The 14,673-nt window shown below is 37.9% G+C and carries 13 protein-coding genes and 5 pseudogenes; 13 read left to right on the forward strand and 5 right to left on the reverse strand.

All coding sequences use genetic code 11. From position 1 onward, the window contains the following. Positions 1–106 precede the first annotated feature (106 nt). Positions 107–1,027 (reverse strand): IS5-like element ISVa2 family transposase, encoded by a 921-nt coding sequence (locus ACLIIY_RS16190; RefSeq protein WP_010446562.1) that lies wholly within the window; start codon positions 1,025–1,027, stop codon positions 107–109. 124 nt (positions 1,028–1,151) lie between these two features. Further along, positions 1,152–1,313 (reverse strand): annotated as a pseudogene (locus tag ACLIIY_RS16195) (transposase); the annotation flags it as partial. Between the two features lie 76 nt (positions 1,314–1,389). On the opposite strand from ACLIIY_RS16195, the pseudogene ACLIIY_RS16200 reads away from it, so the two are divergent. The 6 genes and pseudogenes from ACLIIY_RS16200 to ACLIIY_RS16225 form a co-directional block, all read left to right on the forward strand. Continuing rightward, positions 1,390–1,809: pseudogene (locus ACLIIY_RS16200) on the forward strand (IS630 family transposase); the annotation flags it as partial. A gap of 100 nt (positions 1,810–1,909) precedes the next feature. Then, the gene (gloB, locus tag ACLIIY_RS16205) at positions 1,910–2,653 is read left to right on the forward strand and encodes a hydroxyacylglutathione hydrolase (protein WP_011149160.1); all 744 of its coding nucleotides are present in this window, start codon (positions 1,910–1,912) and stop codon (positions 2,651–2,653) included. Positions 2,654–2,677: 24 nt separating this feature from the next. After that, complete coding sequence (locus ACLIIY_RS16210) at positions 2,678–3,463, forward strand: type 1 glutamine amidotransferase domain-containing protein (RefSeq protein WP_011149161.1); 786 nt, start codon at positions 2,678–2,680, stop codon at positions 3,461–3,463. Between the two features lie 37 nt (positions 3,464–3,500). Then, positions 3,501–3,890: a ribbon-helix-helix domain-containing protein gene (locus ACLIIY_RS16215; RefSeq protein WP_039508876.1), complete on the forward strand. Its 390-nt coding sequence runs from the start codon at positions 3,501–3,503 to the stop codon at positions 3,888–3,890. 27 nt (positions 3,891–3,917) lie between these two features. Then, positions 3,918–4,313 carry a VOC family protein gene (locus ACLIIY_RS16220; RefSeq protein WP_011149162.1) on the forward strand — a complete coding sequence of 132 codons (396 nt, stop codon included), beginning with the start codon at positions 3,918–3,920 and terminating at the stop codon, positions 4,311–4,313. A 25-nt stretch (positions 4,314–4,338) separates the two neighbouring features. Continuing rightward, positions 4,339–4,623 carry a putative quinol monooxygenase gene (locus ACLIIY_RS16225; protein WP_011149163.1) on the forward strand — a complete coding sequence of 95 codons (285 nt, stop codon included), beginning with the start codon at positions 4,339–4,341 and terminating at the stop codon, positions 4,621–4,623. A 36-nt stretch (positions 4,624–4,659) separates the two neighbouring features. Here the strand turns inward: ACLIIY_RS16225 and ACLIIY_RS16230 are convergent. After that, positions 4,660–5,207, reverse strand: a pseudogene (locus tag ACLIIY_RS16230) (IS1 family transposase); the annotation flags it as partial. 113 nt (positions 5,208–5,320) lie between these two features. On the opposite strand from ACLIIY_RS16230, the gene ACLIIY_RS16235 reads away from it, so the two are divergent. The 4 genes and pseudogenes from ACLIIY_RS16235 (at position 5,321) to ACLIIY_RS16250 (ending at position 9,856) form a co-directional block, all read left to right on the forward strand. Next, positions 5,321–6,409: a glycerol dehydrogenase gene (locus ACLIIY_RS16235; RefSeq protein ID WP_011149165.1), complete on the forward strand. Its 1,089-nt coding sequence runs from the start codon at positions 5,321–5,323 to the stop codon at positions 6,407–6,409. Positions 6,410–6,571: 162 nt separating this feature from the next. Next, entirely contained in the window at positions 6,572–8,641 is a 2,070-nt protein-coding gene (locus ACLIIY_RS16240) for an Ig-like domain-containing protein (protein ID WP_182290527.1), read from the forward strand. 57 nt (positions 8,642–8,698) lie between these two features. Further along, a pseudogene (locus ACLIIY_RS16245) lies at positions 8,699–8,885 on the forward strand (hypothetical protein); the annotation flags it as partial. A 50-nt stretch (positions 8,886–8,935) separates the two neighbouring features. Further along, the gene (locus tag ACLIIY_RS16250) at positions 8,936–9,856 is read left to right on the forward strand and encodes an IS5-like element ISVa2 family transposase (protein WP_010446562.1); all 921 of its coding nucleotides are present in this window, start codon (positions 8,936–8,938) and stop codon (positions 9,854–9,856) included. 215 nt (positions 9,857–10,071) lie between these two features. Here ACLIIY_RS16250 and ACLIIY_RS16255 read toward each other — a convergent pair whose 3' ends face one another. Further along, on the reverse strand, positions 10,072–10,623 hold the full coding sequence (locus ACLIIY_RS16255) for an outer membrane beta-barrel protein (protein ID WP_011149167.1): 552 nt from the start codon (positions 10,621–10,623) through the stop codon (positions 10,072–10,074). Between the two features lie 424 nt (positions 10,624–11,047). Then, positions 11,048–11,968 (reverse strand): IS5-like element ISVpa3 family transposase, encoded by a 921-nt coding sequence (locus tag ACLIIY_RS16260; RefSeq protein ID WP_011149168.1) that lies wholly within the window; start codon positions 11,966–11,968, stop codon positions 11,048–11,050. Between the two features lie 80 nt (positions 11,969–12,048). On the opposite strand from ACLIIY_RS16260, the pseudogene ACLIIY_RS16265 reads away from it, so the two are divergent. From ACLIIY_RS16265 to ACLIIY_RS16275, 3 genes and pseudogenes are all read left to right on the forward strand, one after another. Beyond that, positions 12,049–12,327, forward strand: a pseudogene (locus ACLIIY_RS16265) (DEAD/DEAH box helicase); the annotation flags it as partial. A gap of 3 nt (positions 12,328–12,330) precedes the next feature. After that, positions 12,331–13,452, forward strand: coding sequence for a GIY-YIG nuclease family protein (locus ACLIIY_RS16270; RefSeq protein WP_434527908.1), 1,122 nt, complete (start codon positions 12,331–12,333; stop codon positions 13,450–13,452). 125 nt (positions 13,453–13,577) lie between these two features. Continuing rightward, positions 13,578–14,672, forward strand: coding sequence for a nucleoid-associated protein (locus tag ACLIIY_RS16275; protein WP_011149171.1), 1,095 nt, complete (start codon positions 13,578–13,580; stop codon positions 14,670–14,672). Position 14,673: the final 1 nt, after the last annotated feature.

Here is a 14,673-nt window from a genome sequence, read left to right on the forward strand (position 1 = left end):
AGCAATCTGTTAGTTTTATTGAATCATGGCTTATAAATTAACAGATTGCATCGGCTTTGTTGCGTAATTCAGACGAGAAACCAAACCTCCTAAAGTTGAGCGACTGTTATACAATATACTGAGTTTCAGGCATACCAAGCCCTGTAAGTTTGTTCAGTGCTTTGATCATGGCGTAAGTCTCGCCAACCTGAGCGTTGTAATTTCTTAGACTTAATTTCCCACCTAGCAACTGTTTTACTCGGTACATTGCGGTCTCTGACAGAGAGCGCTTATGATAGCCATACCGCTTTTTCCACTTCTTGTTGGAGCCGTAGAGCTTCTGGCAACCTACCGCTAAGTTACGAGGATGCCCTTGTTCCCAGAAGGCTGCTCCTTCTCTTGGCGGGATGAGCGGAACAGCTCGCTTGATCCGTATGGCATCATGGCAATTCCTTGTGTCATAAGCGCCATCGCCTGATATCTCAATGATTTTACGACGTGTTTGCTTGAGTAAGTTGGGGAGCACTTCGGCATCAGTTACGTTAGATAAGCTCAGCTCTGCTGCGACTATTTCGTGGGTGCTTGTATCTACCGCGATATGCAGCTTACGCCAGACTCTTCGCTTCCCATCAGTTCCATGCTTCTTGACCTTCCATTCACCTTCGCCATAAACCTTGAGGCCAGTGGCATCAATGGCCAGATGTTGTATTGCTCCTCTGGTTTTGGTTTTAAATGAAACTTCAACTTCCTTAGCTCGGCGGCTTATACAGGTGTAGTGCGGGCAAACAAGCGGGATGTTAGCCAGCTTAAATACGGAGTCTAGAAAACCTTGCAGCGCTCTCAAGGGCATAGAGAAAACGCGTTTCACCATCAGTGCGGTAGTAATGGCTAAGTCGCTGAATCGGCGAGGTCTACCACGCTTGCCTTGTTTGTTTTGCTTCCACTCAGCTATCGCTTCCTCATCAATCCAAAAGGTCAGAGAACCACGGTTGATTAAGGATTTATTGTACTGCTTCCAGTTAGTTGTTTTGTAACGAGGTTTAGGCATGAGGCTACGACGATTGATGGGCGTAGCCGCTCAGATCGTAGTTTCTTGATTTAGTTCCATCGAATTACGCAACAAAGCCGATTGCATCCTACTTAACTTAAGAACACATTCTTCGAGATATATCGGCTAAGTCGCTGAACTGGCGAGGTCTACCTCGTTTATCTTGTTTGCTCTGCTTCCACTGGCGAATGGCTTCTTCATCAATCCAAAAAGTGAGTGAACCATGGTTGATTAAGGCTTTGTTGTACTGTTTCCAGTTCGTTGTTTTGTAGTGAAGTTTCGGCATGAGGCTAGGGAAATGAACTTACTTAACCGATCAGATCGTAGCCTTCTGATTTAGTTCCCTCGAATTACGCAACAAAGCCTTACCACTTCAAAATATTGGCGCAACCGTGACAGAAACGTATGACACGATAAACAGTGAGAGCATCGTTCGCTTCTTCTGGAAGCTCAAAAAGGAACATTACCCGTTGGAGCAAAAAGTACACCTAGTACTTGATGGTGCCGCCTATCATCAGTCAGAAATGGTAAGAAATGCGGCAAAAGTGCTCAATATCGAGCTTCATTACTTACCGCCATACAGCCCAAACTTAAATCCAATAGAGCGGTTATGGAAAGTGATGAATGAGTATGTGAGGAACAATATTTACTTCTCCTCGAAGGCTGAATTTACAACGGCTATTAATGAATTTTTCAATGTAACTCTGCCAAAAGTTGCAGGCTCACTGGTATCCAGAATTACGGATAATTTTCAGATTTTGAGACCTGCATCTTCAAGTTGAGCGGGTATAGTAATCAAAAAAATATTGTAGTATCAGATTACTACCACACTATAAAAAAATCGTTATAAAATAAAATTTTGGTTAAAAGAGTATATATCAAATGTCTCTGAGTATAACCCATGAGAAATCATTGATTGATAATTACATCTGGATTTTATTTGATAAAAGCAAAGCTATTGTTATTGATCCTGGTGAATCTGAAAAAATAATAAACTTCTTAGATAAGAACAATTTAACTTTAGAGTTTATTTTCTTAACTCATGGTCATTGCGATCATACAAAAGGAGTTTTTTCTTTAAAAGAGAAGTTTCCAAACGCTAGTCTGTTTGTACCAATTGGTTTAGAATTAGGTTTGGGTGAAAGTATAATTAAAGAAGGTGATGAGTTAAATTTATTAAATTCTACATTTAATGTTTTAGAGTTGCCAGGGCATACCGATAATCATATTGGAATAATGTATAAAGATAATTTGTTTTGTGGTGATGTTTTGTTTTCTGCAGGCTGTGGAAGAGTGGGAAGTAATTATAAGGATATGTATCTTTCATTGAAAAAAATAAAAAGCATGGATGACAAAACAAAAATATATTTCTCTCATGAGTATACGCTAGATAATTTGAAATTTGCGCATTATATAGATCCAAAAAATAAAAACATAATAAATTATATAGAAGTTTTCAAGGAAAAACCAGACACAGTGTCAGCTCCCACTACATTATTATTGGAAAAGGAAATAAATCCATTTTTAAGGTTATCTGAAAATATTGATATTAAAAATAAAATAAACAATGAATTTGATGCTTTTGTTTACCTTAGAAAATTAAAAGACAAATTTAATTCAATTTAAAAATATAAATAAAGGATAAAAATTATGAAATTAAAAACTATTATATTAATAATTGGTTTTTTATCATCTCCTAGTATTGCTTTTGCTAATGAAAATAAAGTTGATGTATATGATTTAGTTTCAACTAGTTCTAATGTCCCGACATTAGATACAGTAAAACTTATTACAGCTGATGGAGTATTAAACAAAGAGTTAAAAGAATTTATGCTTAAAAAGCATAATAAGCAAGTTTTGAAAGATAAAAAAATTGCTATATTAGCAACTGATGGGGTTGAAGAGCTAGAAATTTTGGTTCCATTAAATTATTTGAGAGAAGTTGGAGCTAATGTTACTATTGTTGCACCAAGAAAAAAAATTTACCCAGAAACATTGGGACTAAAAATTCCAGAAAATCGTCGTACACATATTATGACTGTAAGGCTAATGGAAAATTCAGGTTGGTTAAAAATAGACAAATATATCGATGAAGTTTCTTTTGATGATTTTGATGGTCTCGTTTTACCTGGTGGTGCTTGGAATCCAGACTTCCTAAGAACTGATGTTGAAGCTCAAAACCTTGTTAGAGAAATTGTAAATTCTAATAAGCCTCTTGCAACTATATGTCATGGTCCATTAGTTTTAATCAATTCGGGGTTAGTTAAAGATAGGAAAATAACTGGTTACTGGGCTATCATGAAAGATTTAGAAAATGCAGGAGCTAAAGTATATGATCAACCTGTTGTAATTGACGGAAATTTAATTTCTAGTAGATTCCCTTATGATTTACCTAGATTGATGAACTCATTCACAGAAAAATTATTAAATAATTAATTTCATAAATCTTTATGAGCTTATTAAGGATATTAATATGTGTAAATTGTTTGTAAGGGGAAATCAAGCCTTATGGTCAAGTGTAACGAGATCTTTACGAATAGATGGAGTGGTGACATCTATTCGTTTAGAAAATTTTTTCTGGAACACATTGGAAGAAATATCTCATAGAGAACAGATGACTGTAAATAAGATGATAACAAAGTTATATTTTGAATCTCTTGATGCAGATTTAGATATGGGTAATTTTACATCATTTCTTAGAGTTTGTTGCTCAAGATATTTATCTCTAATTGCAGATGGCGAATTAATTAGAGATGATATTTTTCTATTAGAAAATGTTGATGAAAATCATATCCTAATAAAAGAAGAAAACAATCTAAAAGTAAGAAAAAATAATTTAGTAAAATCATTATATATTAATTAATATTGATTGGAAATTTTAGGATTAATTATGGTGAAAATGATTCATACTATGATCCGCGTAAGCGATCTAGAGTGTTCTCTTAAGTTCTACCGCGATATACTTGAGCTAGAAATCAAGGATCAATACATATTCGACGGCTTTTCTCTTATTTACCTCGGGAACTCAGAAACAGGGTTCGAGCTTGAACTGACCCACAATCATGACCAAAGTGAACCGTACACTCATGGATCAGGTTATGGTCACCTTGCGGTTAACGTTGAAGATATTGAAGCTGTACATCGCCGCTTAACGTCACTTGATATTGAGGTCAGTGATATCAAGGTATTTAATTACCAGCAAAAACATTTAGCAACCTTCTTTTTCGTCACTGATCCTGATGGTTACAAAATTGAATTCTTACAACGACAAGGTCGTTACCTTTAATAGCGACAAAGGAGTAAACATAACTATGATTAATTTAACTGCAGCATTTCACGCGAAACCAGAACACACATCGACACTTAAGCAAGCACTAGAGGCTATGCTCGTGCCAACTCGCAATGAGAAAGGATGTGTGCGTTACCAACTTTTCCAAGACAAAAATGACATTTGTCAATTCTTGTTCCAAGAGCAATTCGCTGACCAAGCGGCTTTCGACCAACATTGTAATACTGAACATTTTCAAGCTTTGCTTAGTACTATCGATGGTTTGTTAGTTAGTGAACCCCAAATTACCTTCTTTGAGGAGTTATAAACGTTAAAATTATGGTCATGACTTCAATCGGTTGATTCAAAGATAGAAATTTCGTTCAATGAATGTTCCTATCACTTTATTGTGTATTTCTCTGATTTGGGAAACCGATTGTTCTATGTACTAAACATTTTAATCTGGAACACAAGAGCAGATTGGTTCGTTCAATCCATTGAGTGAACCTTTTTGCCCATAATATACTTTCCCCTCGGTGATTTTTATGTAAATGTTGAAGTCATTGGTAAAAAGAAGCTGATATCAAATGGTTTGAGTAATAATGCACTTATAGTGAGAGTCTTAAGCATACCAAAGCCAGCGTCGATTTTTCTTTTTACCAACTCATGACCATTACTTAGCAACTTCACAGATTAGAGAGAGATTTGCTTTGGCAAGAGTTTTTAAATTATGTAGCATGGTATTATAGCCAATCTTTAAGACTCAGCTTATTTTTCTAACACTAGAGCTACTCATTTTTATATCATAATTTGTTCTTTGAGATTAGGCTTATATGCAACGAAATTGCTAAATCCAGTTACATACTCACTGTGTTTACGTACATGTTCAGTTTGGTTGCAAAATAAATATTGAACTTAAATGGTAACTATGACTTCTTATTTGAGAGTTAAAAACTACCATTTTAACACGAATTATCGATGTCAGAACCACGGTAAAAAATTAAATCAGTTATCTAGGAGTTATTATGTTAACAACAACTATATTTCCAGGTCGTTATGTTCAAGGTAAAGATGCTCGAAAACAACTTGGAGTAGAACTCAATCGTTTTGGAAAAAAAGGTCTAATGATCTGTGACTCATTTGTTTATGATACATTATTTTCTGAGTTTGAACCTTATCTTGAGACCGTTGAAGTTGAAGTGATCCGGTTTGCTAGTGAATGTTGTGACGAAGAAATAACACGTCTGACAGCCATGTTGAAAAATTTTGAGGGTGAATTTGTGGTTGGATTAGGTGGAGGAAAAACCATTGATACAGCAAAAGCAACCTCGTATGAAGCGAGAGTCCCTGTGGCAATTGTGCCGACTTTGGCAGCGAGCGATGCACCATGCAGTGCACTATCCGTTATTTACACTCAAGAAGGAGAGTTTAAGCGTTATCTTTTCCTGCCTCAAAATCCGAATCTTGTCTTGGTCGACACACAAATTATTGCCAAGGCACCTGTTCGATTCCTTATAGCTGGGATCGGTGATGCGCTAGCAACATGGTTTGAAGCAGAATCATGCCAGCAAAGTTTTGCCTCGAATATGACAGGTTATATGGGTTCATTGTCAGCATATGCGTTAGCACGTTTGTGTTACGACACTTTGCTTGAATACGGCGTAATAGCTAAAACATCGAATGAACAAGGTGTGGTTACTCCAGCGCTCGAACGTGTTGTGGAAGCAAATACGTTGCTTAGTGGATTAGGTTTCGAAAGTGGTGGTCTTGCTGCTTCTCATGCGATTCATAATGGTTTAACAGTATTGGAGCCAACACATGTGTTTTTGCATGGTGAAAAAGTCGCATTTGGTTTGCTTTCTTCTCTATTCCTTACTGATAAACCAGCACAGACCATCGCAACTGTTTATGACTTCTGCGAAAAAGTTGGCTTGCCAACGACTCTGTCTCAAATCGGTTTAGAAAATGTATCCGATGAAGATTTATTGGCAGTGGCTGAAGCTTCATGTGCAGAAGGTGAGACCATCCACAACGAACCTCGAACTGTAACTCCAGATATGGTGTTTGCAGCAATGAAAGCGGCAAATGTAGAAGGGTTACGTCGCAAGAGCTAACACAGCTTATCATTACATTCATCCCCGCTTTTGTCTGCAAATTAATTGGTAGACTCTATGAGGTGGTTTATTCCTGAATTAGCTTCTATATGTCAAGAGAATCGAAGTTATATAGAGGTTTATTATAATGACAGTAACAATTACCAATCAAGGTTTAATTAAATGCCCATAAAAAAAAGATATGTTTTCTTGATTTTTATTAGCTTAATCATAAACGGCTGCAATTCAGAAGATAATTCATTGAATAATGTTAAAGAAAATGAAATAAGATCTATTCAAATAACTTTTTCACCAAAAACTAAAGGCATTAGTTCGTATTCAATAGCAAAAGGAAATTGCATTAAATTCATAGCTACTGCTATTTATTTAGACAATTCAAGTGTTGATGTAACAAAAGATGTAATTTGGAAAAGTGAAGCGTCAAATGTTTTAGCTATTGATAGTAAAGGTGAAGCAAAAGGAAAAGATATAGGGTCATCAAAAATACAAGCATCAATAGGAAATGTTCATAGTAACGCTGTAAACATAGAAGTTACTGATGCAATTATCACTTCAATTCAAATAACTCCAAGTGCAGCCTCATTAGCTAAAGGGCAAACACAACCTTTAACTGCAACCGCGATATTTAGCGATGATACATCCTTTCCTGTAACAGAATCCGTAACTTGGAAATCAGAAGATACTAATATAGCAACAGTTACAAATAAAGGAGTTTTAAATGCGATTAACTCTGGAATCGTTGAAATTTTTGCTAACAAAGATGGTGTAACCAGTAACGCTGTAAACATAGAAGTTACTGATGCAATCATCACTTCAATTCAAATAACTCCAAGTGCAGCCTCATTAGCTAAAGGGCAAACACAACCTTTAACTGCAACCGCGATATTTAGCGATGATACATCCTTTCCTGTAACAGAGTCCGTAACTTGGAAATCAGAAGATACTAATATAGCAACAGTTACAAATAAAGGAGTTTTAAATGCGATTAACTCTGGAATCGTTGAAATTTTTGCTAACAAAGATGGTGTAACCAGTAACGCTGTAAACATAGAAGTTACTGATGCAATCATCACTTCAATTCAAATAACTCCAAGTGCAGCCTCATTAGCTAAAGGGCAAACACAACCTTTAACTGCAACCGCGATATTTAGCGATGATACATCCTTTCCTGTAACAGAGTCCGTAACTTGGAAATCAGAAGATACTAATATAGCAACAGTTACAAATAAAGGAGTTTTAAATGCGATTAACTCTGGAATCGTTGAAATTTTTGCTAACAAAGATGGTGTAGCCAGTAACGCTGTAAACATAGAAGTTACTGATGCAATCATCACTTCAATTCAAATAACTCCAAGTGCAGCCTCATTAGCTAAAGGGCAAACACAAACTTTAACTGCAACCGCGATATTTAGCGATGATACATCCTTTCCTGTAACAGAGTCCGTAACTTGGAAATCAGAAGATACTAATATAGCAACAGTTACAAATAAAGGAGTTTTAAATGCGATTAACTCTGGAATCGTTGAAATTTTTGCTAACAAAGATGGTGTAACCAGTAACGCTGTAAACATAGAAGTTACTGATTTTTTGAGTAAGCACTTCTCAATTGATGTTTACGACACCAATAATAACACTTTCTCTTCAAGAGAGATTACTCAAAGTAATAACAATAAATTTAATGGTAATGGATTTAGCATTGCTCTTTTAGGCAATGAGTTTAAAGTAATCCCTATAAGTGACCAAAGAATAATAAGCGAACGCTCACAATCAATTTATGATGAGGATAATAGTATCATCGGTTTTATTGCAGAAGTCGCCGTATCTTCAGAAATTGACGATCCAAGTATAGATTATACTTATATTTCAATCTATGAAAACAGAACCTCCCAAAATAAATTAAATGGAATTTATTCAGGAAAATATTATTTCCGCCGGACTCCTGGAGCAAGAGCTAGCATTATTGACATTAGCTTTGATCTAAACAATGAAACATGTTTTGTTGATTATGGCGGTTTTCCATTTTTAAAATGCAGTGATGTATACATAACTAATGGTCAGTTAACTGCGGTGCTTGAATCTATCGATAACGGGTCTAAATTATTTTACGGTAAAATTCAAGCTAATATTTATGGTAAAAATAACAACAATATAAGTGGCTTTGTGATTGATAAAAATGTTGGGAATGGTGGAGTTTACAGCTCTGACATTTTAATTTTAAATAAAAATCGGTAACCCGTGATCATTGAAGTTTATTTATCTATAATCAGGATTATGTTATGCACCATGAAAATGTTACCCATATTTGAAAGTGTCAGCCACAAAGCCTGGTTAGAAATAGGTGGAAAACTTGAATGGACCTCTAGCTATATACTTATAACACGAGAAAGTCCGAACAGAGTAGATCAAGGAAAATATCACGTTAGGCGGGATTTATGCAGGACTTAATGGGCTTTGTTGCGTAATTCGATGGAACTAAATCAAGAAACTACGATCTGAGCGGCTACGCCCATCAATCGTCGTAGCCTCATGCCTAAACCTCGTTACAAAACAACTAACTGGAAGCAGTACAATAAATCCTTAATCAACCGTGGTTCTCTGACCTTTTGGATTGATGAGGAAGCGATAGCTGAGTGGAAGCAAAACAAACAAGGCAAGCGTGGTAGACCTCGCCGATTCAGCGACTTAGCCATTACTACCGCACTGATGGTGAAACGCGTTTTCTCTATGCCCTTGAGAGCGCTGCAAGGTTTTCTAGACTCCGTATTTAAGCTGGCTAACATCCCGCTTGTTTGCCCGCACTACACCTGTATAAGCCGCCGAGCTAAGGAAGTTGAAGTTTCATTTAAAACCAAAACCAGAGGAGCAATACAACATCTGGCCATTGATGCCACTGGCCTCAAGGTTTATGGCGAAGGTGAATGGAAGGTCAAGAAGCATGGAACTGATGGGAAGCGAAGAGTCTGGCGTAAGCTGCATATCGCGGTAGATACAAGCACCCACGAAATAGTCGCAGCAGAGCTGAGCTTATCTAACGTAACTGATGCCGAAGTGCTCCCCAACTTACTCAAGCAAACACGTCGTAAAATCATTGAGATATCAGGCGATGGCGCTTATGACACAAGGAATTGCCATGATGCCATACGGATCAAGCGAGCTGTTCCGCTCATCCCGCCAAGAGAAGGAGCAGCCTTCTGGGAACAAGGGCATCCTCGTAACTTAGCGGTAGGTTGCCAGAAGCTCTACGGCTCCAACAAGAAGTGGAAAAAGCGGTATGGCTATCATAAGCGCTCTCTGTCAGAGACCGCAATGTACCGAGTAAAACAGTTGCTAGGTGGGAAATTAAGTCTAAGAAATTACAACGCTCAGGTTGGCGAGACTTACGCCATGATCAAAGCACTGAACAAACTTACAGGGCTTGGTATGCCTGAAACTCAGTATATTGTATAACAGTCGCTCAACTTTAGGAGGTTTGGTTTCTCGTCTGAATTACGCAACAAAGCCGACTTAATGCTTAAGGTTCAGTCTGTGAGTGTAAATAAATCGGTCTTCAAACATAGAAAATTGTTGATAGTCAAATAAGTCCATAAAGTGCTCTATTTAATTTAAAAATACAAATTTGAGCACTATATGATATTTTTAGTTCCCTGACATGCGACAGAGCTCTAAAACCGAAATTGAGCTCCAAACATTAGACCGCTTGAGTCAAAGTCACTGTTTTTTGAATATACATATTCTACGTTTAAGCCGAAATATCTATAACTCCAACCAATACCGCCTGCCACTTCTCCACCGATGGTAGCATGGTCGATGTTTTTAGTTTGATCATTTACTTTATATGTATACTCAAGAGTATAGTATGTAACGCCGGCTTTACCGTAGAGTTCGAATCCTGAACTCAATGGGTAGCTCCCATAGCCACTCAAACGGAGACCTGAGAAACTAGCATCAGAGATTTGAGAAATCTGGTTAACGATTGCCGAACCAATACCATCAATCGCGCCTTTATAACCAGCTTCAATACCGAAATTATGCATTGTCATATATCTATAATAAATCTCACCGAGGAACATATCTCCAGATTCTTCACTTGTTGGTGCGCCGTAATTTACACCTCCATAGCCAATATTAGTACCAATAATATGTTTATTAGTCGTGGCATTAGCAGATAGAGAAAATATCGTCAAAATCAAAGTGGAAATAAATGAATAACGCATAGCGTGCTCTCCTTTATGTTAACGTATAATTATATAGGTCATTCTTTACCTAATTATCTAATAAATTCCGTGACGAGTAATAAAAATAACCTGCCTCAGTTACATCAAGATTTTGTAATTTTAAAGAAAGCGTCGGCATCTTCGGTGAAATAAATTCTATAAATAGCTACAAAATCTTGTATATATTAATTGTTTTTATTTACATTGGGTAGTATATGGATACTACAATAATCTAAATAAATTATACCAGCTCAACTTGAAGATGCAGGTTTAAATAATTGTCCGTAATTCTTGGGGTGAGACCGGGCTTTGTTTCGGCTTTGTTGCGTAATTCGATGGAACTAAATCCGAAAGTTACGATCTGATCGGGGGCTTTGTTGCGTAATTCGGTCAGAGAACCAAACCGCTTGCAATTGATTGATTCTTATACAATGCACTGAGTTTCGGGCATACCAAGCCCTGTAAGTTTGTTCAGCGCTTTAATCATGGCGTAAGTTTTACCAACCTGAGCATTGTAGTTTCTCAGACTTAATCGCCCACCTAACAACTGCTTCACTCGATGCATTGCTGTCTCTGATAGTGACCGTTTATGATAGCCGTACCGCTTTTTCCACTTATTGTTGGAGCCGTAGAGCTTTTTGCAACCTACCGCTAAATTCCTAGGGTGACCATTCTCCCAGAAGGCTGCCCCTTCTCTTGGAGGGATGAGTGGAACAGCTCGCTTGAACCGTATGGCATCGTAGCAATCCCTTGTGTCATAAGCGCCATCGCCAGATATCTCGATAATTCTTCGGCGTGTTTGCTTGAGCAAGTTAGGAAGGACTTCTGCATCGGTAACATTAGATAAACTCAGTTCTGCCGCGACGATTTCGTGAGTGCTGGTGTCTACCGCTAAATGCAACTTTCTCCAGACTCTACGCTTCCCGTCAGTAGCATGCTTCTTGACCTTCCACTCACCTTCGCCATAAACCTTGAGACCTGTTGCATCAATAGCTAGATGCTGTATTGCACCTCTACTTTTTGGTTTAAATGAAACCTCGACTTGCTTAGCTCTTCGACTGATACAACTGTAATGTGGGCAGACTATAGGGACGTTAGCCAATGAAAAAACAGAATCGATAAACCCTTGCAATGCTCTCAACGGCATTGAGAAAACTCGTTTCACCATAAGCGCAGTAGTAATGGCTAAGTCGCTGAACTGACGAGGTCTACCTCGTTTATCTTGTTTGCTCTGCTTCCACTGGCGAATGGCTTCTTCATCAATCCAGAAAGTGAGTGAACCACGGTTGATTAAGGCTTTGTTGTACTGTTTCCAGTTCGTTGTTTTGTAGCGAGGTTTCGGCATGAGACTAGGATAATTAACTTACTTAGCCGATCAGATCGCAACCTTCTGATTTAGTTCCCTCGAATTACGCAACAAAGCCGATAGATGCTGTAAACCCGTTTCATGGTGCTTATGAAATATTATCTAAGTCTGTAAATGCAGCAATGTTGAAGACGATTCAAGAGACGGTAAGAGCCAGTCAAGCCAAAGTCTCAGAAGAAGAAGCTGTGATGCTATGGCCTAGAATTAAAGCTTTCAGTAAAGAACATCAACGAGAACCATCATTAACTGCATCTGATCCTATTGAAGTCCGTTATGCGGAGGTGCTTGCTTATATTCGCAAGATGAAGCAACAGAGAATGGCAAAACAAGAGGGATAAGGTGTGATTTGTTTACGTTCTTCTAAGAAAACGCCAAAGCGAGACTTAGATGATATTTTTCCTGAAGATGATGACTTGGGGCTACTTGATGTAGCTCCTTTAAAGGCAAAAGCACCTGCTGGTAACCTAATCGCGAGCCAATTTGAGGAAATTACAACATTCTTTGAAAAGAATGGACGGATACCAGCTAGTGATGCGGATTCATTCGATGAAAAGCGTTTGGCCAGGCGTTTAAAAGCCTTTAAATCAAACGGTGAAAAGAGAGAATCTTTAAAAGAGTTTGATTCTTATGGCCTGTTAGCTGATGAGTCATCATATATACCATCAATTGAATCTGTCGGCTCTTCAACCTACGAAGTTCAAGAATCAACACCCTCATCTGAAATAGATAAGTCTGAATTAGTTACGTCTTTGGATGATATCTTTGACGATGATGATGATCTGCTAGAGTTTGATGCCCCTGACATTTTCACTATTCGCCATGAGCTAAAAATACAGGTTGGTGATTTTTTTATTCTTAATGGCTTGATGGGGTATGTTCATTCTGCTGGAGAAAGACTGGAAGGTTACAGTAGCTACAATGCGAGGCTGCATTTGGTCTTCGAAAATGGCACAGAGCTACATATGCTGTTTCAGTCTTTGACACACGGATTAGTTCGTGACGATCATGGATGTAAAGTTAATCGTGAGGGAGTATTGCTTGAGCCTGACAGTAACCCAGTTCCTACCGGGTTGGTATATGTGCTTGCTACTAAGAGTTCAGATAGTGTTCTAGCAACCTATAAGGCGAACCTTTACAAAATTGGGTTCACCGAAGGTAGTGTAGAAGACCGTATTAAACATGCAGAGAAAGATCGTACGTTTTTGGAAGCGCCTGTTTGCGTAGTAATGACAACCGAATGCTACAACATAGATGCTCATAAGCTAGAGACTTTAGTTCATGGTTTCTTAGGATACCAGCGACTGAATATCACCCTCAAAGGACATGATGGACAGGGCTACAAGCCTAGAGAGTGGTTTAATGTACCACTGGCGACAGTAGTTGAAGTAATAAAACACATCTTGGACGGAACGATCTCACAGTACCGGATGGATAATACTTCAGGGAAAGTTATGAAAAAGTAGGCAATTCTTAATCTTTGTTTTTATGTGTAAAGTGCAAAAAATGTAAGCGGGTCTCATTTACTCTCTCGTGTGGCTTTTATATAGTAAGACGATTGCATATTTATAATTATCTTCAAGGACTTTACATGGCAATCACTATTCATCGAGCTGTTGTGCATGAATTGATAAAAGAAAAAAATGAAGAACCTCAACCATTGCATTACCGACAATCCCTTCTACCTGTAGATAATGAGAGTGTACAGAATGTAATTGCTGGCGTTGTTAATATTTATGGAAGAAAGAATAACAGTGCCAGATATGGGGTTTTTCGGGACGATGAGGCCTCTGGAAGTGTACCCGATTCATTTTATGAATACTCAGAACTAGAAGATGTTAGTGATGAAGACTTCATGGTTCTATCAAAGTCAGTCATGCAGGAGTTATTTCGAGAAGCTACCGGGGTTGCATTCGCTACTGGTGGACATATCTTATTTTCGGATTATGAGAGTGATGGAGTTAGATTCTATTTAGCTGCGATGATCAAGCAAAAGTCAGGATTCGCATTCTCCGATACACTCGGTGTGGAAGATCTTGAATACATTGATTTAAGTAAGCTTCATCAAGCAATTAAAATTAATTTTTCTAAATACAACGCCTATCAAAACACTGATGATATTGAACGTCAGGACTCTACGTATTTAAGTTTTGTTAGTCCACAAACAAGTCAGTCAGCAGCTGGATATTTCATTCAGGCGATGGGATGTAAAGCTGGTGCACCTTCAGCAAAAGCAACTCAAGCGGCTGTTGATGAAAGTGTTGGTTTTTTCGAGTCTAAAGAAGATTTGAAAGCGCATGCTCCAAACTTAAAAAGAGCGTTGACCGTTTATCTGGAACAAAAAGCTGAATCTAATGAACCAGCAACTTTACCTGATATCGAAGGAATCGCCCGACGTTTTTTTCCTACCGATGATGAAGAGCAGGCTGATAGATATGCTGATGAGTTTGTTACATATTTAAACCGCGAAGAAAGTGGTGTTCCACCTGAGTTCCCTGTTAATAAGACAAAACTCAAAACAATGACTCATTTAGTCTACAAAGGTGACGATTTACACCTAGAATTTGATAAGGAAGATATAGGTGGTAATCCCAGTGCAAGGGTTTACTTCGATGGAGCTAAAGTTATAATCAAGGATCTTCCACAAGATCTGATTGATAAACTAAATCAGCAAATTAATGGGTAGC

The organism is Vibrio sp. K4, from assembly GCF_051122595.1.
Classification (GTDB): domain Bacteria; phylum Pseudomonadota; class Gammaproteobacteria; order Enterobacterales; family Vibrionaceae; genus Vibrio; species Vibrio owensii.

Excerpts from the sequence above, each read along its gene's own strand:
- ACLIIY_RS16190 (WP_010446562.1), bottom strand. The coding sequence starts at position 1,027 with ATGCCTAAACCTCGTTACAAAACAACTAACTGGAAGCAGTACAATAAA.
- gloB (WP_011149160.1), top strand. The coding sequence starts at position 1,910 with ATGTCTCTGAGTATAACCCATGAGAAATCATTGATTGATAATTACATC.
- ACLIIY_RS16210 (WP_011149161.1), top strand. The coding sequence starts at position 2,678 with ATGAAATTAAAAACTATTATATTAATAATTGGTTTTTTATCATCTCCT.
- ACLIIY_RS16215 (WP_039508876.1), top strand. The coding sequence starts at position 3,501 with ATGTGTAAATTGTTTGTAAGGGGAAATCAAGCCTTATGGTCAAGTGTA.
- ACLIIY_RS16220 (WP_011149162.1), top strand. The coding sequence starts at position 3,918 with ATGGTGAAAATGATTCATACTATGATCCGCGTAAGCGATCTAGAGTGT.
- ACLIIY_RS16225 (WP_011149163.1), top strand. The coding sequence starts at position 4,339 with ATGATTAATTTAACTGCAGCATTTCACGCGAAACCAGAACACACATCG.
- ACLIIY_RS16235 (WP_011149165.1), top strand. The coding sequence starts at position 5,321 with ATGTTAACAACAACTATATTTCCAGGTCGTTATGTTCAAGGTAAAGAT.
- ACLIIY_RS16240 (WP_182290527.1), top strand. The coding sequence starts at position 6,572 with ATGCCCATAAAAAAAAGATATGTTTTCTTGATTTTTATTAGCTTAATC.
- ACLIIY_RS16250 (WP_010446562.1), top strand. The coding sequence starts at position 8,936 with ATGCCTAAACCTCGTTACAAAACAACTAACTGGAAGCAGTACAATAAA.
- ACLIIY_RS16255 (WP_011149167.1), bottom strand. The coding sequence starts at position 10,623 with ATGCGTTATTCATTTATTTCCACTTTGATTTTGACGATATTTTCTCTA.
- ACLIIY_RS16260 (WP_011149168.1), bottom strand. The coding sequence starts at position 11,968 with ATGCCGAAACCTCGCTACAAAACAACGAACTGGAAACAGTACAACAAA.
- ACLIIY_RS16275 (WP_011149171.1), top strand. The coding sequence starts at position 13,578 with ATGGCAATCACTATTCATCGAGCTGTTGTGCATGAATTGATAAAAGAA.